We start from the raw sequence: 23,904 nt of genomic DNA, 5'->3' as shown, positions 1-23,904 counted from the left end.
AGAGGGGCACAAGCGCCTGCCGCTCATCACCCTGCTTGGTATCGGAGTGGCCTCATGGCCGTCCGGGCAACGCACGCGGTGTGGGGTCGTGCTGCCCAACCATGCCGTCTCCAGAACGCTCCCGCCGAGCTCGCCGACTCGCTTTCTGAACGCCTGCCAGGCTTGATCTGATCTGCTCACCAAAGGATCTTCCGTGTCACAAGCACGCGGCTGTCCGCATGCAACAAGAGGTTCTATCAGGAAAGGGCTCCTGGGCTACCGCAAACCCCGCAACGACAACGAGTTTCCGACCTAGTAGGTCAAGTTCAACACCACGCACAAGAGTGTCCGTCCACGCGTAGACATCGCTACGGTCGTACTGAGTGCCGACTGGTACTGGCAAGTAGGTCCAGTCCGTCTTCAACCAAGCCGCTCAAGGGGTACGAGAGCGAGCCTCGGTGGCTCCTCGTCCAGGGGGAGCAGATCACGCTGCGGTACCGCACAGATGGAACATCACTACGTCACCAGCAGAGATCAGGTAGTTCGGCGCGGGTCCGCGCTTCGAAAGCGTTCTGTGGGCTGCCTCCGATTCGCTGGACGCGGCTTTCGTGCGGCCGAAGCGCCTGAGCCAGCAGGACGCGTGCTAGCCGCGCGACGCGCGATCGCGCGATTTTCCCTTGCACGGCCAGGGACAGCGGGCGGAAGCGGAGTCGTGCGCATCGTGAACGCGGGAGTCTCTCCGCCGTTGACCACGAGCCGGACGGCCGCGTGATACGGGCCCAGGTTGGCAAGGTCGTGCTCGGACAGCCGCGGCGCGGTGTGCCGCGACAGGTCACGCGCGTCCTCTGGTGACGTGCTGAAGAAGATCTTGCTGCGGGCGTTGGTCGACAAGCCCTCGCGCAGTTCGCGGGTCAGCTGGTGGCCGTGCTGGTGCGCGAGAACCTTCCTGAGGTGGAAGCCGCGGGCTTCGGCGAGCATGTCTTCGATCGGGTACGGGAGGTTGAGAAAGTTGTGGCACTCGTCGATCACCAGACTCGCGTCGCGGCGTAGCCGCTGAGGAATGCGGGCCCGAGCGGTCGCCGCTTGCCAGGTGCGCGCGACGACCACGGATCCGACCAGCCGGGTGGTCTCCTCACCGAGCGAGCCCTTGGGGATGCGGACGAGGCAGATCCCGCCGTCGAGCACCTCGCCCATGTCCACGGTGGACTGGCCGCCCGCGATGGCGTCTCGGACGAACGGCCGCAGCAGGAAGGCACGCAGCTTGTTCATCAGCGGGCTGATCACCTGGCTGCGCTGCGAATCGGTGAGTTCCTCGTACCAGGACCAGAAACCTCGCAGCACGGGATCGGTGACGCCTGCCGTTACTCGGCTGCGGAACGCTTCGTCTGCGAGAAGCTTCGGCAAGTCGGCCAGCGTGGCGACGCCTTCCTGGGTGCGCAGCGTTAGGCAGGCCGCGCGTATAACGTCGTCGGTACGCGGGCCCCAGAACGCCGAGTAGACCCGGCGGAAGACCGATACGAGGTTGTCGACGGCGAGGTCGGTTTCGCCGCCGTCGAGCGGGTTCAGGCAGGGCGGCCGGGTCTTGCTGTCCGCGTCGAAGATCACTACGCGGTCGGCGACCGAGCGGGGCAGGCGGGACAGGACATCGGTGACGAGGTCGCCCTTGGGGTCGATCAGCACGATTCCCCGACCGGCTTCGGCGTCGGCGAGGATCATGTTGCCCAGCAGGGTGGATTTGCCGGAGCCCGTGGCGCCCATGACGTGCACGTGGTGGCGGCCATCCGGGACCCAAAGCGCGACCGCACGTTCGTGGCCCGCGTCCGTGACACCGAGAGGAACAGCGTCCGGGCCTGGCGCGGCTACGCCGGGCGGTGGCGCGACCGCGCGAGCTCCGGCGCGCTGGATGCCGGCGATGCTCGCATCGGTCGGCAAGTGCCCGATCGCGGCAAGCTCCGGCACCGACAACAGGTCTCCCGTGCCGAGGCGATGAGAGTTGATCACGTGTCCAGGCCGCCGGATGCGGCGACGGGTGTAGTGGTTGTGCTCGGTGTAGGAAGCGAATGACGCCGCGAGTGCGTGTGCCCGGCCACGTGCGATGTCACGCGCCTCGCGGAGCTGAGCGTCGCCGGTGTCCGCGGGCAGCAAGGTGGCCACGGCGTACCGGACCACGGTCTCGAACTGTGAACCTCGCTGCTTGGTGACGATGGCGCGGTTCTGGGCGCTGAACTCAAGTGATGTCTGCGGGTTGCTGTGCAGCGCTCCCGCAGCTGTGCGGCCGGTCGTGCGACGTGACTTCGTTGTGGCGCCAGGGGTAATGAAATCCAGCAGCCGACCGACGAGGCGGGTCGAGCCTCCGTCGTGGACTCGGCCAGCGGCACGGCGAGCCCGCTGGACCCGGCGACCGGTGACCGGCCGGGCCAGGATCTGCACGCACGCGTATTCGTACCGCCCGAGCCCGACCGGTGCGCCGAGGAGCGCTCGAAGTGGGTCGGCGTCGAAGGTGTCGCGGATCGGCAGCGCTTCAGGTCTGGCGAGCCGCAGTTCACCACCGACCACCAGTCGGCGCTGGCCGTCGCTGGGAACGGGAAGCGGCGGGGTCGCCGCGGTCACGCGGGTGTGTGCGCCCGGCCACGCCGCCTCGACCGCACGTTCCACGAGGCCGGGCGGGATGACGCCCGGCACCCACAGCCGGATCGCGACACCGGTTTCCGAGAACAAGTACTCGAACGCCAGGTGCGGCTGTCCGCTGAACATCCGGCGCCAGCCCGGACGCAGCAGGCCGACGAGATTCGACCACAGCGCTGTTCCGCCTGCGCGATCAACGACCGGTGGTACGACCACGGTGATTTCGCGCGCGTCGGCGACCAGCAGTTCGTGACGGCGACGAGCCCACCACCTGCGTCCGGCGATGAACGCGACGAGGGCGGTAACGAGCAGCGAGGCCCCGAGCAGCCCCCAGTCCAGCGCGAGGCCGAGCATCCGGTTGAAGATCGCGCGCACCGTGCCGGCGGGATCGACCAGGTAGTCGTTGATCATGACTCGTCACCGAACCCGAGATCGACGAACCCGGTTGAGTCGTCCGCTTCGGCTGTGTCGGCGTAGGCGGCCAGCTCGGCGGGGCTGCTGGTGACGAGGTAGTGCTCGGTCGAGGAGGCGATGCTCTGGAACGCGACTCGTTGCGTACCCGCGGATAGCAGACCTTGGCCGCGATCCGCCGACAGGAGAAACGCGCGTTCACCGGCAGACAGGTTGAAGGCCCGCGTGACTTCGTCGATCGCTTGCGGTGCTTGCCGCAGCAGGATCTGCGTCGCGGCGTTAGCGACCACCGCAAGCCCGAGCTGGGTGCTGAGCAGATCGCCCTCGTCCTGAGTGATGATCTTGAGCCCGGCCCAGTGCCGGCGCGAGGCCTTGGCCATGCGGAGCAGGAACTCCGCGCCGGAACGCTCGCGCATCAGCAGCCATGCCTCATCCACGACAACGAGGCGCTGCCTGCGAATCGCGGGATTGGACACCCGCCGCCACAAGGCGTCGAGCACCAGCAGCGTGCCGATCGCCTTCAGCTCATCAGGAAGGTCCCGGAGGCTGAACACGGTGAGATGGCCTTCAGGTGCGACACTGCTGGGCCCGTCGAACAGCTGCTTGAACGAACCGTCGACGAACGGGTGCAACCTCGCCGCAAGCTCTGCCGCGGCCTTGTCCCCGGTCTCACCGGCTTGCGCGAGCTCGTCGCGCAACGAGACGAGCGTTGGTGACGGCCGGATCCATGTTCGGGTGTCCGCCGTGATGCCCGCGTTCTCGTAGGTCGCCGCGATCGCCTGGTCCAGAGCAGCGCGCTCGGTGGCCTTCAGCTCGGCGCCGAGGAGCACGGCGATGACGGTGTGCAGGAACAGCGATCGGCGGACGAGTGCGTCCTTCGGTGCTGTGCGGCGACCGTCCGCGCGGGTCTGGATGGGGAGGTCGAACGGGTTCAGCCGCACACCGGCGGCACCGAGGTGAACATAGGTTCCGCCGACCGCGGCAGCGAGCCGCGCGTACTCGTCCTCCGGATCGATGACGGCGATCTCGACGCCGCGGTACAGGCTGCGCAGCAACTCGAGCTTGACCAGGTAGGACTTGCCGGCGCCGCTGCGGCCGAGCACGACCGAGTTGTGGTTGTGCATCCCCGCGCCGAACTGGTCCCAGTGCACCAGGCCTTGGGAGCCGATGTTGTAGCCATAGAGCACGCCTGCCGGTGCTGCCGCGCTGGAGGGATCAGGCGCAGGCAGGTCCGGGCTGGTGAACGGGAACGCCGCCGCCAGCGCCGTCGTGTCGAATGTGCGACGCAGGCCGATCAGGTCCAGGCCCATCGGCAGCGTGGAGACCCAGCCCTGCAGGCTTCGGTAGGTCGTGTGCTTCGCGTCCAGCAACAGGCTCGCGCACAACGACCGCACCGCCGCGACCTCGTCGGCCAAGGACTTCTCCGACGCGGCGTGGATCGTCAAGTACAACCCGACCCGGAACAACTTCCCCTCACCACGCGCCACCCGCGAGGACAAGTCGTAAGCGTCTTCCGTCGCGGCCTCGACGTGCGGATCGGACAACCGACCGTGCTCAGCGGTATGCCTGCGTCCGGACTCCAACCGCGCCAGCTGTTTCTTCAACCGGGACGCGGCGGTAGCGGCGTCGATCGGTTCGACGTGCAGCGACACGTCCAGGCGGCCTGGATAGGTGAGCAACGGCGTGAGCCACCCGGCGTGCACCTCGCGCGGGAACCCGACCACGGCGAAGCTGGCGACCCACTCCCCGCCGACCTCGAGATGCCTCGGCGCAACCGACAGTGCGTCCGGGGTGAACGCCGTAGCTGATTGCTGGTGGCGTACCGCGCGGACGCCCATCACGACTGCCCTCGCACGTCGTCATCGAACTCGTCGTCGTAGTCCCAGCCGTTGTCCGCGTTGCTGTCGAACGGGCCGTAGTCGACGTCCGAGTTCGAGGTGGTGATGACTTCGTCTGCTGCGGCGAGCCCTGCGGACGGCGGCAGCAAGCTGTCGGGATTGCAGGCCGAAGCGAGTACTGCGGTGGCCTGGCTGGCGTCCAGTGGTGTCACCGCGATCCCGGCGGGAGCGAGGAGTTCGATCGCTTCGCCGAGGCGACACACCAAGCGTGCTTCGGCTGCTCGTCGCTCCCCCGTTGTCGTTCGTCGCGCTGCCCGTTTGCGGCGCTTGCCCGCGAGCATGCTGAACACACTCGGTCCACCGAGTCCATCCGGCGGTGCGGCGGTCGCGATCGGCTCGCGGACCACGAGCAACACCTGCCGGCGCAGCAGCTCGGTTTGCGTGCCGAGCTGCGCGAGGTAGTCGGCGTGCTCGAGCGCCGCGGCTTCCAGCGCGGGATGAGGAAGACCTCCAGCACGGTCGCGTAGCTCGGCGATTTGGGCGGAGAGGTCGAGGCGGTCGGTGCGCACCAGCACCTGGACCGGCGCGGTCAGCGAGTGCAGGTACCGGCCGAACGACGCGACCAGCGCGTCCTGCTCGTTCGGCGTCCGCAGTGCGAAGTTCACGGTGGAGGCGACCGCCACAACCGCGAGACCGTCAACGCCGAGATCCACCACGCCGGCCTCGGTGACACCTTCCGCGGGCAACTGGAGCGTCGACGGAGACACGGCCTCATCCCCGTCGCCGAGCCAGGCCGGTGCAGGCAGCACGCCGTCAGGCGCGGTGACGCGATGCCGTGGCGCGAGGCGTTGACGGAGCGCGGCGAGCAGCAGCTTGTCCATCGGCACGCCGTCGCGCTTGCCCAAGGCGATGGTCGCTGAGGCTACGGCGAACGGAACCGCGACGGTGAGGAAGAGCGGCGGCGGCAGGAATGGGCTCGTGCCCACCCAGGTCAGGTAGAGCACTGCTGCTGCACCGGCGAGGAGGGCCAGCTGGCGTGCGGTCAGCGGGCCGAGCACACGGTCGTGCATGTCGACATTGGCCGGGATGCGAACGGGTGCGGTCATGGCCGGGTACCTCCCGGTTTCGGGCGGGGCGGTTTCGGCAGGTCCAGCGGTAGCCGGAGCTGCCGCTTGCTGCGCCACGCGAGGCGGTCTTCAGGCACAGGCGCGGGTGACGCGGGCTTGGGCGGCGCGGTCTTGGCGACGCCGTCCAAGGGCAGTGAGTACTGGCCGTCGCGCGATGGCCGGTTGCCCTTGTAGGGATCGAACGGCAGCTCGAGCTGCCGACCGGACCGGCGTGCCGTCCTTGGCGTAGAACGTGCCGTGGCACCGGTCGGGCGCGGTGCTCGGTTGACGTTCAGCGGGAGGCGGTACTGCCCGTCGCGTCCGAGGACGGGCCGGTTCTCCGGCCATCCGTGCTCGAACGGCAACGTCAACTGTCTCTTTGGCCGCACCGCGGTTGTCGGTTCGGCGGCATCGTGTTTGGGTTTCGCCTTCGCCTTGCGCAGCCCGCCCAAGGGCAACATGTACTGGCCGTCACCCGTGACGCGCGTGTTCGCGTACGGGTCGGTGGGACCGCTCTGCCCGCCGCCACGACGGCCGTGTCCGCTGTGGGCGGCGATCGCGGCGGTTGCGGTCGCGCCCTTCAGGAGACCGAAGGTCTTGTACATCAGGAAGCCGCGGATCAGCGAGCCGAGGAACGTCCGCCCGCCACCACCGATCTGAATGTGGTGCATGACCCAGCCCGGAATCTTGACCAGCACCCACAGCAGTGCGCCAGTGACGATCAGGTTGATGAGACCGCTCGGGGTGGGGCCGAAGATCGTGAAGCCGCCTTCGGCGAAGAACACACGCAACGCCGCGATGAGGGCCAGCGACTGTCCGACTTGGATTCCCAGCACCCCGAAGAACGCCCGCCACCACCAGCGCGCAATGCCGTCGATCTGCTCAAGCCCGTGGCAGATGAGGAACAGCGGAGCACCGGCCAACAGGATGACCGTCACTGCCACCCGCATCACGTATGTACCCACCAACGAGATGAGCAGCACGACAAGACCGAGCGAGATCAGCGTCCCGAAAAGACCGGCGCTGGTGATCGAGCTCATCACAGTCTGCGTCAACAGAACGCTGAGGGTCTTCGCCGTGCTGCTGGGATCGAGTCCCATGCCGAGCAGGCCGGTGGACAGCGCGTTGGCGAACTCGATGGCCTTGCCCGCCAGCAACAGCGACAGGTTCGCCGCGAGGAATCCAACCGCGACGCGCGGCGCAACCTGCCGCATCGTCGTACGCGTCTGCAGCGTCTCGTAGGCCATCAGCACGATCCCGGCCACCATGACCAGCAGCGCGTACGACGCAACGGCGATGCCGCGCGAGGACTCCCACAGCTCGCCCACTCGCGGCAGCTGTTCCAGCGTCGGCGTGGCAAGCAGCGTCTCGCCCACCAGCTTCAGCAACGAGTTGAGCGCGCCGACCACCAACGCCCAGATGAAGCTGTTGATGCCGTCGGCCACACACGCGCCGATATCGGTGATGCCGCACTCGCCACCCGATGGACTAGGCGGAGGAGGCGGTGTCGGCGGCTCGGCTGCCGCAACGCCACGACCCATCAGAGTGAGGAACGTGGCCAGCAGAAGTACGACGGTTCGACGCCACGTCGGACCGCGCAAGAGGCTCGTCGTGGACATGGCCTACGCCCCCACGATGCCCTTGAGCACGGCGACGAGCAGCGGCGCGAGCGCGGCCAGGGCGTAGCCCCACCCGGCTGCTTTGAAGGCCTCTTTGGACTTCTCCTGCTCGCTGGGATCGCCGCCACCAAAGACGCGGCGTACTCCGCCGATGGTCGCCGCGACCGTCGCGAGGCCGGCGAGGATGCCCATCAACCAGTTACGGATGTTGTTCAGGACTTGGTCGACGCTCTCGGCGATCGCCATTACTGATGTGCCGGCGTACGCCGTTGCCGCTGAGGCCAACAACGCCACCAAGACCAGCTCGGCGACCAGCAACACCGACCGGCGAACACGCCGGCGGCTAGCGGCAGCGCTCCGATGTGTGAAGTCGTTTTCGGTGAGGCGAGAGCGAACGGGGATTCGTGTCAGGCGCATCGCGACACTCCCGGAGTTGAGTCCGAAGTGCACTGAGGCAGCTCGGACGAGGCGTGCGCGGGAGCTGCTTTCCTCCCGCAGCACTGAACTCCGCGAATCCGCCGCCGCGGGGACACTCCGCTGTGGACTTTCACCGCCGACGCCGACTTCTCGGCGGCGTCGGTGATGACGACCGAGTCGGCGACGTAGTCGGCGATATCCGGATCGCTGCCGTTGTCCGCAACCGTGCTGGCGTCGTCGCGCAGGTAGGCGACGAGTCGTAGCTCGGCTCGTTGGCGCGCCTTCTTCGTGGCCTCGTACGACAAGCCGCGTTCGACTGCGGCATCCGCAAGAGCGACGCCTTCCAGGCGCGTCGAACCGATCAGTCCTGCCTCGACGGCGGTGATCGCGCCCTCGGCGACAGCGCGAGCGAGAACGAAGTCGGGGTGGCCCCACGGGGGCGGCGGAAGGGTCGAGCGGAACCCGTGTCCTGATGGCACCGGCGCGTCGAGTGCTTCGCGTACCGCGGCGTGCCCGGCGCGGTACGCCGCCCAGCGCAGCCGCAGCATGATGCGGGGCTTGCGCAGATCCACCACGGCGAGCTCGGCGACGAACCCGGCCAGCACCGCCGCGTGGATGTCACTGGGGTCGTCGGCGAACTTCGCGGACAACGTCGACGCGGTGGCTATCAACGCCGGCAGCGCCACCCCAACACAACCGACCGTCCACGTCGCGCCGTCGGTGCGGGCGCGCAGAACCAGATGTGCCCACACCTCGTCGCGCAACTTCTGCGAACAGCCGCGGCGCAGCAGTCGCTTGCGCACCTCATCGAGAGGGACCTGTCGCGGCGGAAGGCCAGGGAACATCCGGCCGTCGAGCGATACCGGATGCGGCCCGGTGACCAGCCACTCGAAGGCCGATCGCGCGGCGTCCAAGGGCATGCCATCGCGCCCGAAACCAGAGCGCGCAGTCCTGCGGTACGTAGTCATGAGATTACTCCTGAACGAGCCGAAAGATTGACCCGCTCAGGACGCCACAACAGGTGGCACCAACCTCTTACCGCAAAGGCGCCGCACTACTACCAAGCAATTACCGACGACCTACGAAGGTCAAGAGGCAGGCCAGCTGCCAGCGCAGACGACAGGCAGAAGGAGGCCGCCCACCTGCCCGGTAATAGGTCGGTGGCACCTCGGTAAGAACCCATGCCCCTAACCCAAGAAGACACCAGAAAATCCACGAAGAGGAATCCAGAATCCGCGCTCACGTGTCCCCGAGGTGACATTATTTCGGAGTTCAGGGGTGTCATCAGCGCTTCGCAATCGCGGCGCACCCAGTCTGTGAAGGGGACACCCGTGACCGAGTCCGACACGTCCGGCGACCGCGCTCGCCGCGGTCATGCCGATCGCACCCGCCCTGGCCCAGCAGGACCTCGCGGTCGCCGCAACGAGGATCGTCGACCGTGGCCGACCGCCCCGAATGTCAGCCGCATCAGTCCAGCGAAACCCGCCGCGGGAACCACGCGGACACGGCCTCGAGGCTCCACCTCGACTCCGACGCCGGCAACCGTGTGGACCTCTGGGTCAACCGCGATCGACCTCGATGCCACGTGGCCGCCGGAGATCGTCGAGAAGATCGTGTCGTCATTCAGCTCCGCAGGAGACAAGGTCGCGCTCTTGCCGTGGTCCGCTCTCAGTGGCACCCGCTCGCTGCTCGGTGTTGTCGGTGACGACGGCGTCGTTCGGCACTCACCTGACGCGGATCCAGACCCTGGATTGGACGACGCCCAGCACGTCCTCGAACGTCTCGGCCGCGCGGTGCACGTCGGCTCGCACGACGCGCTGGAGCGCGCTGATCTCGTCATCGCAAGCGTGCATCCGATCCGCATCGGCGACGGCTCCAGCGATCTCGTCGCGCTAACCGCGGCACACGTGCTGCGCTCCGGCGGCATCCTCGTCGTTCTCACGCACTGCGACTGGACAACCGGAGAACTGAACGACCCGACAGGACAGGTCGTGGCCTCCGCGCAGAACGCCGACCTGCTCTACCTACAGCACGTCGTCGCCGTCCACGTGCCAGTGCGCGACGGGCGCTTCCAGCTCAGCGACGAGCACCTCGCAGGCTGTTCGTCCGGTGACGAGGCGGCCCGAGGACGACACCGTGCGCAGGTGCGCGGCCTGCCGCAACCACACCTGCGCATCCATTCCGACGTCCTGGTCTTCGCCCAGCCGCACAACCGCCAACACACCCAGCTGGACACCACCGACACGAGCGGAGACCTCCGATGAGCAAGCCCATGAAGAGCCTCTCTGCCACCAACCCGACTCGTGTGGACAAAGCTGTGGACGGCCCGACGGACGGCACGCCGCCACCCGTCACCGCCACCGACTCCGCGCCCCCGATCGAGGTGTCGGTGTGGACGACCGCGCAGGCCTCACCGGCGTCCCAGCGCAAGAACACCTACGTCCCCGAGTCGACTGCCCATCCCGCGAAGATGCTGCCCGAGGTCGTGCGGCACGCCGTCGCCCACTACACGCAACCGGGCGACCTCGTGCTGGACCCGATGTGCGGCATCGGGTCCACGCTCGTCGAAGCCGTGCGCCTGGGCCGCCGCGCCGTCGGCGTCGAGTACGAACCGCACTGGGTCGACGTCGCTCGAGCGAACCTCAACCTCGCCCGCGAACACGGCCACCACTCCGAAGCCGAGGTCGTCCACGGCGACGCGCGCCAGCTCATCACGCTGCTGCCGGACAAGTACGTAGGACAGGCCGCGCTCGTGGTGACGTCCCCGCCCTACGGACCGTCGACACACGGTCAGGTCGCGGTCGCACCCGGCAAAGGCGTGCAGAAGTACCACCACCTCTACGGCAACACCCTCGACCGCGGAAACCTCGCCAACATCGGCCACCACCGCCTGCTCACCGGCTTCACCCGCATCCTCGCCGCGCTACGCACCTTCCTGCGCCCCGGCGGACACATCGCCATCACCATCCGCCCCTGGCGCGAACACTCCGAACTCATCGACCTGCCCTCGCAGATCCTCACCTGCGCCCGCACCGCCGGCCTCATCCCCGTCGAACGCAACGTCGCACTCCTCGCCCGCGCCGCCGACACCGACCTCGTCGCGCGCGGCAGCTTCTTCCAACGCGACTTCATCCGCAAACAGCGCGAGGCCGGACTCCCGCTACACCTGATCGCCCACGAAGACGTCCTCGTGTTCCGCAGCGCGCTCACCCGCGGAGTCGCCCGCACACACCAGCTCGGCGACGAACTCGGCAACGACGAACAAGCCTGGAACCGGGCGGCATGAGCACCAGCCCCGTGCTCGGATCGCTCTGCACGGGCTACGGCGGACTCGACCTCGGCGTGCTGGCCGCACTCGGCGGCGGCCGCATCGCCTGGTGCGCCGACCCCGACCCGCACGTGCAACAGATCCTCGCCGCGCGCATGCCCGACGTGCCGAACCTCGGCGACTTGCGCGCCATCAACTGGGCCGCAGTAGAGCCCGTCGACGTACTCGTCGCCGGATTCCCGTGCCAGGACATCTCCGCCGCCGGCAGACGCGTCGGCATCGAGAAGGGCGAGCGCAGTGGCTTGTGGACCGACATAGTGGCGGGCCTTCGCGTACTACGACCCGCGCTGTTCATCGTGGAGAACGTCGCCGCGCTTCGCTGGCGCAACGGAGGACTCCACCGTGTACTCGGCGACCTGGCCGAAGCAGGGTATGACGCGCTCTGGCGTAGCGTCCGCGCCTCCGACATCGGCGCCCCGCACCGACGCGAACGCGTGTTCCTGCTCGCCTGGCCATGCACACCGCGTGCCACGGATGTTGCCGACGCCGCAAGCACGCGACGGCGACAACCGTGGCGCCGCCGATCCAACCCGTCGGCGAGCGCTTGGACACCAAGTCAGCTTGCACGATGCGGTGACCGCTGCCGCGAGGCTGCTGCCCACGCCGACCGCGATCAACCCGAACGACGCCGAGGACCCCAGCCACTGGCTCGTCCGACGCGAGAAGCATCGAGCACGCAGGATCAACGGCAACGGGATGGGCATGCCGTTGTCCATCGCGGTGCGGCTGCTACCGACGCCAACAGCGTCGGACGCGAAGGCCTCCACACACTGCACCCACGACGGCGGACCGTCCCTGTCCGACCAGTGCCGCCTGATGGAGACCAACTCGACATTCCTGCCGACACCTCGAGCGACCGATGGAACCAAGGGTTGCCCAGCACAACGCGGTTCCAAAGGCGACCTGATGCTGCCCTCGGCGATCATCCAGTTGCTGTCTCACAACGACGCGAACCGGACCTCGCAGAAGGCCAATCCGGGACCATGAACTGGGGCGACTACGCCCCAGCTGTACGGCACTGGGAACACCTGCTCGGCAGATCCGCACCGCATCCCACCCAACGGGGACACCACGGCAGCCCTGTGCTCGCGCCGACGTTCGTCGAACATCTCATGGGTCTCCCGCTAGGCTGGGTCACCTCTATCCCGCTCCCACGCACGGCACAACTCCGTGCATTGGGCAACGGCGTTGTGCCACAACAAGCCGCCTACGCGGTCTCGCTGCTACTCGACGACCTTTCGGCTCTGCTCTACACCGATCCCATGTGCAAGTCCTCCGGGGAGGTCGCGGCAGTGTGACGGCGCGTCGCGGTTCGATTCGCTTGCACCCGGAGTAGTGTGGATCGCCCCGAATCAGTAATGGTCTTGAGCGATCCTGCCAGCCGCCAAGAAATTGGGGAGGACGGATCCCCGACCGGGAACGATGTTCGTCCAGTTTCAAGGAGGTGTCTGACGACTACGCTCGAGGAGCTACGGCCCGACCTTGTCGCGATCTACCTTAGAACCGCCAGGGCTGTTATACAGCGTCTGGCACGGGCCAGCGCACCGCTCACCTTCGACGTTCGCCGCACAGTGATCGAACGCGCGAGTCCAACTGAGTGGGGAGGAACACTCCTCACCGAGGCTGCGAATGCGCTCTCGTTTTGGCATCCGTCATTGCCCGAACCCCCGTGGCTCAATGATGAAGAGGTCACTGCGATTCGAGACTGCTCAGCGCAGCTCGTCGAGCTTGATCACGCCAAGCTGCCGTTCTGGGCACCCATACCGGCGTCCGAGGGCTACCTCGTTAGGCTCGGCGGCGCGCCCTCGTTCGGGGATGACCCGACAGGCTGGGTCATGCGATCCATCGTTGTGCCTGCATTGCATCACCATCTAGCGATGTTGCCGAGCGTTGCGCACGCCGATGAGACGTCAGCCCTTGTGTTCGCCGACGAGGTGCTACAGGTCGCGACTGCCAACGACTTGCGGTACATCATCAGTGTGCCCCTCAGCGGCGTCTACGTAGACGGCGCTGATGCACTCAGCGTTGGCGAGGTCAAGGTGCGGTCTCTCTCGCCGTATGAGCAGGGCGCAATCTTCGACGAACGTGGTGGTGTCACATCGATGATGACCCACTTCAACGAGATCCCTTACACCGTCTTGGAACTGCACCTCTCGGGACCACGCCACGAACAGGGCGTGTGGCGCCATGATCGGGTGTCGCCTTTGACTACCGCGTTGCAGTTGCTTGGTCATCAAGTCAGAGGTCGCTTCGCCGTTGAGCGCGCCAGCCCGCCTTGGGTTTTCGATGGTCGTCCACACCAGCCACTGATACTGCCGCAGCGATCTCGTGGGGCCAGCGAGGCGACATATCTTACCGCCGAGGATCTCTCGGCCATCGTCACAACAGCCAAGCGGCTAGAGCGTTATCACATCAGCGAGCCCACGTCGGCGCGTGATCTAGCAGTACACCGCTTCGTTACAGGGCTGGCACGCGACAGCTACGCCGATGGAGTGCTCGACTTCACGATCGCATTGGAAGCCCTGCTACTGCCTTACGATGAGAATGCCCGACGAGGCGATCTGGGCTACCGCTTCCGCGTACACGGCGCCCACTATCTGTCCGAACATGCCGACGATCGACACACTCTGGCCAAGCAGTTGAGCAGCATCTACGAGATGCGCAGCCGGCTCGTGCACGGCGCAAAGTACCCCGACAAGACCCAGATTATGGCCGCACACGCGCTGGCCTACGACTTCGCTCGCCGGGGACTCCTGCGTGCAGTCAGGGAAGACTTCCCCACCGCAGCGATGTTCAACGAGATGGTCTTGAGTTGATCTCAGAAGCACGTGCCGCAACGAGCAACTTTCGAGCTTTGACGCAGCACCAGCAGAGCCTTGGCGCGCAGTCTGGAGGGGCCTCGGTATGAGGAATGACTGGGAAGATGCAGGTGTCGCAAGGCTCAAGCGAACCGATGTCGTCGTACGCGGCCTGAAGTGGGAGCCGCCCATCCCGACGCAGAACCCCTCGGCACTGCCTCTATCCAAGCTCAGCCCAGAAGGTTTCGAGTCCCTCGTGGCGGAGATCATCAGCCGGCGGGACAACCTCGGTGTTCAGTTTTACGGTCGTTCTGGGCAGAAGCAGTACGGCTTGGACGTTGTCGAGCGGGAGCGGTCCGGCACGCACTGCCTGTACCAAGTCAAGCGGCACAAAAGGATCACGCCAGCCAAACTCCTCTCGATCGTCGACAAGTACGCGGGCCCACCCAGATCCGGTCACTCGCAAGCCCCGAGACTGTTCGATCCGCGACGGTTTGTCGTGGTGATCTCCGCGTCAACCGAGACCGACACCAAGATCGTCGACGCGGTGGCGGCTGTCCAAACCGCATATGCGGCCGACCTCGAAATCGAGGTGTGGGGCGCAGAAGCCCTCGGTCGGAAGCTTCGAGACGCGCCGCACCTCGTATATGCCGTGTTCGGTGGGCACTGGGCTGAAGCGTGGTGTGGGTTCACGCCGGGCCCAAAAGCGACCTCGGCTCCTGCTTCACTCGGTTTGATCGACGATCCAGTCGAGGTGCTTGGCCTCGACTCGGCAGAGCGCGATGCCGAGCTCGCGGAGCACAGCTCGGACCCGCCCGCCGCGGCCGTCCTCTACGGATCGATCGCGCGAAGCCTTGATGACAACCGCTTTCCCGGCCATGCCGTGGTGATGCGCCGGCGACAAGCACGAGCGCTGCAGGCTGGAGGTGATCGGGACGCGGCCTTCGCAGTCCGCTTCGATCTAGCCGTGCAACAAGCGCTTGGCAGCGAAGCTTCCGTGTATCGCCCGGAGCACTACGAGCTCGCCAGCATGGAGTCTGATCTCACGCCTGAGCAGAGGTCGAAACTGTCTCTGGTCGAGAGCATTGCGGGATGGAGCGATGTCGGGACCAACCTCGCGACGGCTGTTCCAGCGCTTGAGCCACTCGTCCACGAGCGTCATCCCCACGCTGCCGTGCTGTGTTGTCGGGTGATCGAGCAGTCGCTCACAGACGGTCTGTTCGACTTCCTGCCTCCTCGCTCGTCGGTCACAGACGTTGTCGACAGCACCTCGGAACTGCTCGCGCAGCTGCGTGATCTTGCTGCCGAAGTCGAAACCCGGGACGTCGTTCTCCGGGCCCGGCTTCGCTGCGCAATCGCCGACGCACGGATGACTTTGGACGCTAACCAACTCGATCTCGCCGAGGCGTACAACGACCTGATCGATGAAGCGTCGGCCGGCCGATTCCGCCACGCTCAAGGACTCGTGACATCTCGGGCGGCGTACGCGCATGCGGTTCGAGGGTTTGCCTCCAGAGCGATCAACCTCTGGCGACAGTCCATCATGGCGAGTTCCGAACACGGCTACCACGGCGATGTGAGGCTAGCGGCGCGTTCAGCGCGCTACGTCGCGTGGGACTGCGGTGACATCGATCCCCGAAACTGGGACGTGTTGGCAATCGTGCAGGCACTTCCTGACCAGACCCGCTTGCTGGGCGAGCACCTCGATCCTGCTCTTCTCGCTTATGCAACCGCGCACTCCAAAAAGGTCGTTGACGCGTTCGGCTCGGCACGGCACTACCTGTTCGACGCTCGGGTGGGTGGGCATCTGCAGGAGCACCAGCTGGCGCTCAAACTTTTCGGTGATGTGCTCGAGGCAGCGCAAGAACCAGCAGAAGCTGTGTGGTGCTACGTCGCCGCCGGAGAGGCGAAGAAGGCAGTCTCGCTAGCCCGAACACTTCCTTCTGCGACTGACGTCAGCATGTGGTTGCGGTCGCCGCAGCGACACAACCGGACGGCCGCGATCCAGGTGACGACCGCGCAGGTTCGAGTCATCCGCGACGACGACGTCGAACCAACGATTGAAATCTTGTTTGAGAACATCAGGGGACCATGGAAGACCAGGCATGCCAGCCCAACACCGCAAATCAAGGCCGTCGAAGCCGTCGCTGCCTTCGGGGCGAGGATCCCCGAATCGGCTGTCGACAGAATCCTGGACATCGCAGGCCCGATGGTCGCAGGCGATCTCAAACAACCTTTCGAGCTGTGCGATCTGCTCGTTAACACCTACTACGCCGTATCTTCGCGCCGCGACGACCTGTGCGAGGCCATCACGCCCCTACTCCGCAGAGCGGAACCACCACACAACCTGTGGGACCTGGTGACGATGCTTCCGGCTGAAACGTGCGGCCCGTTGCTGCCCGTCATCACCGCCATGGCCGAAGAAGGCAATCAATTCGCACTCCGCGCCCTCGCCGCCTGGTCGCCTGAAGCGTCAGCCGTCCAACTCCTGGCGAGACGCGTATGCGCAGTGTTGCTGCGAAAGCCGCACGGGCGCGAACGCACCACTACCGTCATCGGCACACAAGAAGCCGAAGCAGTCCAACTGCTCGTACATCTCCTCAACCTCCCAGCTCCGATCGAGTTCTCCCCCAACGTTTGCACGGGGCACGAGCCGGTTCTCATCGGACGGACCTACTTCACGCGGTCGACCATCTCGGACGACGCGCCCTCGAGCCAGCCGACGATCCCCCCGTCCGACGTACCCGACGAGGCCGCTTCGATCGCCACTGGCCCGCTACAGGACCTCTCGGTCGCGGTCGCGTGGAAACTCCTCCTGCTGGCCGAAGATCACCACGACGCTGCGAGTTCCCGCGCCAAAGTTGTCACAGCGCTTCGCCGACTGATCCCGCGACTTCCACGGTCGACCGCGGCGGATCTCGCTCCTCGGCTCTTCGCGCTGTACGAAGGTCCGCGACTGTCTGCGTCTGATCTCGTGGAGATCGACTCGGACAATCCGCTGAGCCGCGCGAGATTTCCCATGGGTGCCGACAAGCTGGCTCCGCGTGCGCTGACCGCTGCCGCAGAGGCGTTCGCCAGCGGACGCGTCCCAACGACGGCCGCTAGCGAGGCCGAACGGGAGTTCGCCGACCGAATCTCGGCCGCAGCCGCCCAGCTTCTCCTCGACGATCAACTCGCCCCGCTGGGCGCTCTCACGATCCGTGCAGTCGCTGGAGCGTCGAGTACCTTCGCACATCGCGCCTCCAGCCTTCTGCTCCACGGCAACGACGAAGTCCGTGCGATCGGCGTAGGCAGCGCACAGGTGTCAGCACATGAACTCAAGCCCTTCGTGGCCGACCCATCCCCTACCGTCAGGGCAGCGGTCGCACTGCGTGCCGGAGAACTTCCTGCCTGCCTACGCGCGATGCTGGCGGAAGACAACGATCTCGTCGTACGCAGACGCCTGAAATCAAGCACTTCCCCGTAAAGCGACTGCAAGCAGTGCCCTCACCCGGCTACCGGCCGCCGAACGTTCCACAGATGTTCGGCGGCAAGCAGTCCCAGTGCTTGACGCTCAAGTTCCAGAGCCGAGGCGCGATCCGCTGTGCACGCCCAACTCACATACAGATCAGCCGCGTCGATGGCCGATCGAGCCCAACTCCTTGCGGTGCTCCGCTTGCCCGCTTCGACATCCGCGAGCCGATCACGTATCCAACCAGGGTGACGAACCGCCCGATTGAAGGCAGCCTCACCCAAGCCACTCACTGCAGCCTTACCGCTCGTGTAAACGGCGAGACGTCCTCGTAGTCCCCGACCCCGGCGCTCTCCAGCCATCCCCACGTACACAACCGGACCGGTCCCAGTGCGAGCCAAGTAGACACCGGGACACGTAGGCGCAACAGCAACAGCAACAGCATCAGCGAACGCGAGCCATTCAGACCAGCTAGCAAGTGAGGCGATCTCCACAGCCATCCCCTAACGGTTCCACGCTCCGATCAACAAGACGAACGAGCAATGGTCGGTCTCGAGCCGCTCGGCGCACTGCCGATCGCAGACCGAGCAGCGCGTGAAGCAACGGGAGGACTCAGATGCACAAAGCGTTCTCATAGGCTTCACCTGATCGGGTCGGTGACCGCGCGGGTCCGCCGGCACGGGACGACAGTGCACGTATGTCGGATACAGATCATCGTGACACGTCAGGCGTCGATGCCAAGCCGCAGCGTGCGAGACGACAAGCCGACCGACGCCCCCTGACGTTCATCCCTCCAGCTGAGCTGCCGGAACTCACACCCGCCGTCGCCCGCATCCTTCTCGACATGCTGATCGACGCGACCAAAGACAAGGACTGGCAGAGCCACATACGTTCTGCGGACCGGCGGCCCTCGGCGGAGTGAGTCAGCCTGGCTCCGAGAGATAGTCATCTCGCCGGTCGGCGCCCTATGGCCAAAGTGATGGCGGCCACGAGGCTCGTCATGACTGGAGCTCATGAACGCCATCGCACCGGAGTGAGGAGCACTCGTGCCGTTCGAACCCAACACGATCATCGCGTCGGCTGCAGCAGGCGGGATCGCTGGATTGATCCTCGCGTCGTGGCGAGTCGACAGAGAGGAGAAAGCAAAGCGGCGCGTGCTCGCACAAGACCGAGTCGAGGAGGCCGCTGGCGAAATGCTGGCCGAAGCGGTGGCATACCAAGCAGGACTCGGGCCAGGCCGACCAGATGCTTCCTTGTGGATGAGCGACTACATCTGGGCGTCCAAGGTCCTGGTGGCTGCGCGAGGATTGGGACGGATCCGACGCTGGATGCTCGATCGTCGCCTCAAGACGCTGGTCGGTCCGGTCGCCTTCAATCTCGCGCTGGCCAAACCTGCCAACGAGAACGGCGACAACGTCATGGGCAACGCCCTTACCGCCATGATCAAGGCGCACCGGGCCGATGAGTACGCGGACGGCGTGCCGATGGGCTTCCTCGACGTCGCCCTGCGTCAGCCGGAGGGCTCCAAGGAAGTGAGCAAAGTGATCAGGCTCTTGCGCCGCGTCTCACGCACCACATTGCTCTGGTTCTAGCTAGACATCAACCGCGCAGGTGTACGAGACCGGAGTCCACCGGCCGTGACTCACTCGCGTAACAGTTATCTCGTCGCCGACGATGCTCCGGGCACGCAGAACCCACGATGCGGGTCTTCGTCGGCAGGAGGCGTCGGTGGATCTTCCCAAGTTCGAGGGTTGGCTCGCTCATGGATGGGGTTTGCGGGTCCGCACCGCGCAGGAGCTGTTCGAAGTCATCGGCCGCATCGCCTTGCTCTCCCCGGACAGAACCTACGCATGGAGGGGACAGAACAACGCGTCATGGGACCTCAGCTCGTCGCTGATTCGCGAGATCGAGGCCAGAGGTATGGAGGCCACTGAAGCCCGCGTTCGCGAGCGCGAGCAGGAAATTCTCGTCGAGGCGCGTCGATGGGGACTGGGTCGCGACCTCGGTCCGTCCGCGACCGACCTGCACATGCTGGCGATACTGCAGCACCACGGTGTTCCGACGCGGCTGGTCGACGTGACGGCGAACCCGATGACCGCCATGTGGTTCGCGGCTGAAGAGCAGAGGCCAGACAGCAAGGGCCAGGTCGGTCGATGCGATGGTGTGGTGTTCGCGATCGATGTTACGGAGACGGAGTGGTACGAGAGCTTCCAGTACGTGACAAACACCTACGCTCAGTTGGCGCGGCCCCTTGAGGGCGCCTATGAACTGGCGCTCGACAAGTCCGCGGCAGCCAGCCGCATGTTTCGGGTGTTCTCCGCGCTCCCGGACGAGCGCATGAAGGCGCAGGAAGGATTCTTCATCGGCTCAGCTGTCCCCGAGCATCACGAAGCAGTCGGAATCCGAGGGCTGAACCCCATCGGACCACGGCCGGCGGCGGGACTCCTGGAGATGCTGCGCTCGAGTGAGGCAAGCCCAGAGACGCTTTCCTTTTGCGCGATCGTGATCCCCGCAGACGTCAAGGACGAGCTCAGAGGGCCGCTGAAGCACACATACAACCGACGCCGACGTGTGTTGTTTCCAGACGTCGATGGATTCCGCGAAGGGCTCGTCCGGGGACAGCTTGACTAGGTCGCCTTAGCCGACCGCCGTGATGTCCCCGAGGCACCGAATTTTGAGAGTTCAGAGGCGGGAGGGATCTGCGCTCGCGTGTTCAGACACGTGCGGATACCGCCGAGATGCTCAGTATGGGCGGTCGGCAATGGCCTCATAAACAGAACCGACTGCCTGGCTTGACCAACTTCGACTGAGGAGCCACACCCCAGCTAAGGGCCTGCCGTCGGCCAGTACTTTTCCCGAATCTGGCCGACGTCAGAGTTGCACAATGGAACTGACTGGCTGCACTGAACTGCCACTGGCTGCCGAGCGCGCCCAGGTCGTCGCCGATGAGCTGACGGCGTGGGTGCTCACATAAGCCATGAGTAACCACGGAACCCGTTCGATGGAGTTGGTGGCGGGCACGGCCGATGACCGGCAGGAATCGGGCTGGATTCCTTCATTGCGTGGCCCATCGACTAACCGTATTGGAGCAGTGAAAGGTGAATGCATAACTCGAATGGCCCCATAGAATTGACACATGCAGCCACTCGAACCTTTGTTCGCACCACCGGTTTGTCAGGTACGTGCCTACAGTCGATCGCGAGACGGCTGGCTTGTGCCCGAACGAAGGGATGCCGCGTCCGTGTCAGGCGCACGAGCGGAGTGGTGTCCGTACCCACCTGGAGACAGGAGCGATCGCGTTGACCGACCCGCCAGAGCTGACCTTGGACGATCTCGCCGGCGAGGCCGCGGTGCTGCGGGTCTACCGCCAGGTCTTCGCCGTGCTGGCCCGCGAGGCGGGGGCGATGGTCCTGGATCTCACTACGATCGACGTCGACGATTCGATCTTGGAAGCCTTCGCCGAGGCTGGCAGCGAGGGACTGACGGCGGAGCAGGCTGTCGCCGAGTGCCGGCAGTGGGATGGTCCGGTGGTGAGGCGGCGGTTCGACGTGTTACGCGAGTACGGCGCGATCAGCCGGATCAACGACCGGCCGAACGAACGCTTCCACCGGGCCGCGTTCGCGCCTTACGTGATGCTGTTGTTCTTGCGGCGCATGGCCGAGCAGGGCGGCCAGTCGGAACTGCATCAGCTCCTGACCTTGGAGCAGTTGAACGTTAAGAGCGCCAACGCGACGGCGGCCGACGGCGCGGCCTCCGTGCGACGGTTGACCAAGGTGTTCCGCTTGTTGGGCAATGAACTGGCAATCCTCGCCGCGGGCAGCACCGCTGAGGCACTCGGCGACAACGCCCAGCTCCTCTGGGGCAACGAGTCGCTGATCAGCCAGGCGAAAGACGTCCACGCCGTGGTGCTGAGCAAATGGACCGAGCTCGATCGCGACTGCGCGGCACTCCGGGTCGCACTCGCTGCCTACGCGGACGCGATCGACGCGGCTGCGGGCCGCCTGATCGCGCAAGCCGGCACCACACGAGCGTTGGGCCTTCTCCCGGTGGAGGCGTGGGTCACCTTCGGTCGCGAGTCGAGCCCGGAAGTGCTCGCGGCGGTGCTCGACCGGTTCGTCTTCGACGCCCCCGCGCCGTGGTTCTCACCTCACGCGCTGATCGAGGCTGTGGAATCAGGACGACAGATCAACACGACGAGGCTTCCGCCTCCCCGTTCGGACGACGTCGAGCCGGAACCCGAGGCCGAGGCCGGTGTCGCCGATGACGTCGAGGAACTCAGGGCCATCGCGGAACGGTTGCTCTCGGACTCGGACTCGGTGAGCGTTGTCGACGTGCTCGACGACGCCGGTGACTGGTTGGCAGCACGTCGCGTGCTCGCCGAACTCACCGCCATCCACCACCACCCTGATCTGGACTACGAACTCGTGTGGGAAGACGGCCTCCGTGTCGAGGTCACCGCCAGTCCGTCCTGGACGTCGCACGGACGCTTCCAGCGCGGTCACCGGGCGAACGGAGACGCGGGGTGACCGAGGCCGAAACGGCACTGTGGTGGGCGCGCGTCCGCGCCTCAGGCCCGCAGCGCGTGGCACCAAGCAGTGCCTTCCCCTCAGGAATGCTGCGGTTGGTCGAGCCCGACGTCACGGCGGTGTGGCTGCTGGCCGCGGTTCCCGAGACCGCGAGACCCAGCGTCGCGGAGGAGTTGGGACTGCCGGTGCTCGCCGTGGAACATCCCAACGACACCGCGCGCGTGCTTGCCGCGTGCCTGCGCTGCTGCTGGGCGGACCCGACCGGGCCGATGTGGCCAGGAAGGCCCGCGTCGAAGGACGAGGTGGCAGCCGTGCTCGGGGCGATCATCAACCGGACTGAGGCCGCCTCGAACACAGCCTTGCTCGGGGCGATCCGGCGTCTGGCAGGCGCCGCCTGGCTGCTGTGGGACGAGCCGGGCCAGACGGTACGGCTCGGTCCGCGGGTCGCGGCATGGGGATCAGCGGACCTCAGCGCCCTGCGCGAGCTGTGGCGCATGATGCCCTCTTCCGCCGACATCGGCTGCGGCGACGTGGAAGGGTCGTGATGACCAGCGCGAACGCGGCGCACCCGGTGTTCGAGCCGATCCTCGCCGAGTTGAGCGAACAACACCGCGACGAAGTCCTGGCCGCGTTCGCGGCGGTGGAACACAGCACCCAGCCGGTACCCGAGGTGCAGATGACGGCGTTGCGAGATGCCACGCTGCGCCGGAACCTCCAGCGCTTGTTGCACCAGGTGGGGCGGACGCTGGTCCCGGTGGGCGACGCGCGGTGGACATCGGGTTACCGCGACGACGTGGCGGCCGAACTGACCGCTGCGGGCTGGAACGCCCTCCCCGTAATCGATCGGGCCGTGCTCGTGCTGGTGTTGATCCACTCGATCGCGATTCCCCGTAGCGAGGGAAAGCTGTCCGGCGACTCCTGGATCTCCGCGCGACCGACTCCCGCCAATGAATTGCTCCGCTACGCGCAGCCGGGAATAGGGGACGTTCGTGCCGCTTTGCGGAGGTTGCGTGCGGCTGGACTCGTGCAGCTCGCGCCGACCCGTGGCCGAGCTGCTGCGGACGGGCCCGCCTACCTGCCCGGTTCCCAGCTCCACCGGCTGACACCTGTGGCACGTCGAGTGTTGCAGCAAGAGCTCATTCTGGCCGCCGCGCCGCAGAGTCCGCTGGCGGCCGCGATTCGAGCACGCCGCGCACATCCCCGAGGAGAACTGTGAGCACAGCCCGAACCTGGTCTGCGGGCGGTGATGCCGGCCCGTTCGACGTCGTCGGCAACCGGGTGTTAGTCGGCGTCCAGGTGGTCGACATCTCCCGGCTGTCCACGCACCCGGTGCCGATGATCAGCCAAGGCCTGGTCACGGTCGCGGGTCAGGGCCCGAAGGACTCCAACGGCGCCGGGAAGTCCTCCCTGATCGCCGCGGTGAGCCTGTTGAACGCCGACGAGCAATGGCGGCTGGCCAGCGGCGCGTCCGCAGCGGCGGAGCTGCTGTTCACGGCCGAGCTCGCGGCGCAGGAATCCCGCTGGTCCAGCGTCGACCGCGGGTATGTGATCGGTGTGTTCGCCGATCCTCGGGCCGACACGGTCGCCGAACTGTCAGCCAGCGCCCTGACCGTGTGGCTGCGGATCAACCGCAAGGCATCACACGTGCATCTGCGCTGGCACAACGGGCTCCACGTCCCGTACGGGGCGACCGAGTCCGAACGTGCCGCGGGAGCCGACATCTTGTGGGACGCACTCCCGACCAGCAACGGACGTACCGACTTCCACGCGAACCGGCTCGCTTCCGTCCTGTACGGCGGCCACGTG

Annotated in this window: 17 protein-coding genes and 1 pseudogene; 11 read left to right on the top strand and 7 right to left on the bottom strand. The window is 66.2% G+C overall.

What is annotated here, in order from left to right; translation table 11 throughout:
- Positions 1-513: 513 nt before the first annotated feature.
- The 6 genes from ACIQF0_RS26535 to ACIQF0_RS26510 form a co-directional block, all read right to left on the bottom strand.
- Positions 514-3,015: a type IV secretory system conjugative DNA transfer family protein gene (locus ACIQF0_RS26535; RefSeq protein WP_401033451.1), complete on the bottom strand. Its 2,502-nt coding sequence runs from the start codon at positions 3,013-3,015 to the stop codon at positions 514-516.
- Complete coding sequence (locus tag ACIQF0_RS26530) at positions 3,012-4,853, bottom strand: VirB4 family type IV secretion system protein (RefSeq protein WP_401033449.1); 1,842 nt, start codon at positions 4,851-4,853, stop codon at positions 3,012-3,014. Before ACIQF0_RS26530 ends, ACIQF0_RS26535 begins: the two co-directional genes overlap by 4 nt.
- A complete protein-coding gene (locus ACIQF0_RS26525) occupies positions 4,853-5,959 on the bottom strand; it encodes a PrgI family protein (protein ID WP_401033447.1) in 1,107 nt (368 codons plus the stop codon). The genes ACIQF0_RS26530 and ACIQF0_RS26525 overlap by 1 nt, the downstream gene beginning before the upstream one ends.
- A complete protein-coding gene (locus ACIQF0_RS26520; protein ID WP_401033445.1) occupies positions 5,956-7,404 on the bottom strand; it encodes a hypothetical protein in 1,449 nt (482 codons plus the stop codon). Before ACIQF0_RS26520 ends, ACIQF0_RS26525 begins: the two co-directional genes overlap by 4 nt.
- 177 nt (positions 7,405-7,581) lie before the next feature.
- Entirely contained in the window at positions 7,582-7,899 is a 318-nt protein-coding gene (locus tag ACIQF0_RS26515) for a hypothetical protein (protein WP_401033443.1), read from the bottom strand.
- Positions 7,900-7,985: 86 nt separating this feature from the next.
- Positions 7,986-8,798 (bottom strand): hypothetical protein, encoded by an 813-nt coding sequence (locus tag ACIQF0_RS26510; RefSeq protein WP_401033441.1) that lies wholly within the window; start codon positions 8,796-8,798, stop codon positions 7,986-7,988.
- A gap of 741 nt (positions 8,799-9,539) precedes the next feature.
- Here ACIQF0_RS26510 and ACIQF0_RS26505 point away from each other — a divergent pair.
- The 11 genes and pseudogenes from ACIQF0_RS26505 to ACIQF0_RS26455 all read left to right on the top strand — a co-directional run bounded on the left by ACIQF0_RS26505 (position 9,540) and on the right by ACIQF0_RS26455 (position 23,314).
- Positions 9,540-10,259, top strand: coding sequence for a hypothetical protein (locus ACIQF0_RS26505; RefSeq protein ID WP_401033439.1), 720 nt, complete (start codon positions 9,540-9,542; stop codon positions 10,257-10,259).
- A complete protein-coding gene (locus ACIQF0_RS26500) occupies positions 10,256-11,281 on the top strand; it encodes a TRM11 family SAM-dependent methyltransferase (RefSeq protein ID WP_401033437.1) in 1,026 nt (341 codons plus the stop codon). The genes ACIQF0_RS26505 and ACIQF0_RS26500 overlap by 4 nt, the downstream gene beginning before the upstream one ends.
- Positions 11,278-11,712 (top strand): annotated as a pseudogene (locus ACIQF0_RS26495) (DNA cytosine methyltransferase); the annotation flags it as partial. The gene ACIQF0_RS26500 and the pseudogene ACIQF0_RS26495, both read left to right, overlap by 4 nt.
- 85 nt (positions 11,713-11,797) lie before the next feature.
- Positions 11,798-12,310: a hypothetical protein gene (locus ACIQF0_RS26490; RefSeq protein WP_401033924.1), complete on the top strand. Its 513-nt coding sequence runs from the start codon at positions 11,798-11,800 to the stop codon at positions 12,308-12,310.
- Between the two features lie 584 nt (positions 12,311-12,894).
- Positions 12,895-14,139, top strand: coding sequence for a hypothetical protein (locus ACIQF0_RS26485; protein ID WP_401033435.1), 1,245 nt, complete (start codon positions 12,895-12,897; stop codon positions 14,137-14,139).
- Positions 14,140-14,227: 88 nt separating this feature from the next.
- A complete protein-coding gene (locus ACIQF0_RS26480; RefSeq protein ID WP_401033434.1) occupies positions 14,228-17,587 on the top strand; it encodes a hypothetical protein in 3,360 nt (1,119 codons plus the stop codon).
- A 1,031-nt stretch (positions 17,588-18,618) separates the two neighbouring features.
- Positions 18,619-19,164: a hypothetical protein gene (locus tag ACIQF0_RS26475; protein WP_401033432.1), complete on the top strand. Its 546-nt coding sequence runs from the start codon at positions 18,619-18,621 to the stop codon at positions 19,162-19,164.
- 136 nt (positions 19,165-19,300) lie between these two features.
- A complete protein-coding gene (locus tag ACIQF0_RS26470; protein ID WP_401033430.1) occupies positions 19,301-20,203 on the top strand; it encodes an FRG domain-containing protein in 903 nt (300 codons plus the stop codon).
- Between the two features lie 668 nt (positions 20,204-20,871).
- On the top strand, positions 20,872-22,098 hold the full coding sequence (locus ACIQF0_RS26465; RefSeq protein ID WP_401033428.1) for a hypothetical protein: 1,227 nt from the start codon (positions 20,872-20,874) through the stop codon (positions 22,096-22,098).
- A complete protein-coding gene (locus ACIQF0_RS26460; protein ID WP_401033426.1) occupies positions 22,095-22,643 on the top strand; it encodes a hypothetical protein in 549 nt (182 codons plus the stop codon). Before ACIQF0_RS26465 ends, ACIQF0_RS26460 begins: the two co-directional genes overlap by 4 nt.
- Positions 22,643-23,314, top strand: coding sequence for a hypothetical protein (locus tag ACIQF0_RS26455; RefSeq protein ID WP_401033424.1), 672 nt, complete (start codon positions 22,643-22,645; stop codon positions 23,312-23,314). Before ACIQF0_RS26460 ends, ACIQF0_RS26455 begins: the two co-directional genes overlap by 1 nt.
- Positions 23,315-23,465: 151 nt before the next feature.
- On the opposite strand, the gene ACIQF0_RS26450 is transcribed toward ACIQF0_RS26455, so the two are convergent.
- Positions 23,466-23,591: a hypothetical protein gene (locus tag ACIQF0_RS26450; protein ID WP_401033422.1), complete on the bottom strand. Its 126-nt coding sequence runs from the start codon at positions 23,589-23,591 to the stop codon at positions 23,466-23,468.
- Positions 23,592-23,904 lie beyond the last annotated feature (313 nt).

Origin of the sequence: Lentzea sp. NPDC092896, assembly GCF_044754905.1 — a bacterium.
GTDB lineage: Bacteria > Actinomycetota > Actinomycetes > Mycobacteriales > Pseudonocardiaceae > Lentzea.
The sequence above is the reverse complement of the archived record's forward strand: the minus strand, read 5'-3'. Positions and strand labels throughout refer to the sequence as shown.

Excerpts from the sequence above, each read along its gene's own strand:
- ACIQF0_RS26535 (WP_401033451.1), bottom strand. The coding sequence starts at position 3,015 with ATGATCAACGACTACCTGGTCGATCCCGCCGGCACGGTGCGCGCGATC.
- ACIQF0_RS26530 (WP_401033449.1), bottom strand. The coding sequence starts at position 4,853 with ATGGGCGTCCGCGCGGTACGCCACCAGCAATCAGCTACGGCGTTCACC.
- ACIQF0_RS26525 (WP_401033447.1), bottom strand. The coding sequence starts at position 5,959 with ATGACCGCACCCGTTCGCATCCCGGCCAATGTCGACATGCACGACCGT.
- ACIQF0_RS26500 (WP_401033437.1), top strand. The coding sequence starts at position 10,256 with ATGAGCAAGCCCATGAAGAGCCTCTCTGCCACCAACCCGACTCGTGTG.
- ACIQF0_RS26490 (WP_401033924.1), top strand. The coding sequence starts at position 11,798 with ATGTTGCCGACGCCGCAAGCACGCGACGGCGACAACCGTGGCGCCGCC.
- ACIQF0_RS26480 (WP_401033434.1), top strand. The coding sequence starts at position 14,228 with ATGAGGAATGACTGGGAAGATGCAGGTGTCGCAAGGCTCAAGCGAACC.
- ACIQF0_RS26455 (WP_401033424.1), top strand. The coding sequence starts at position 22,643 with ATGACCAGCGCGAACGCGGCGCACCCGGTGTTCGAGCCGATCCTCGCC.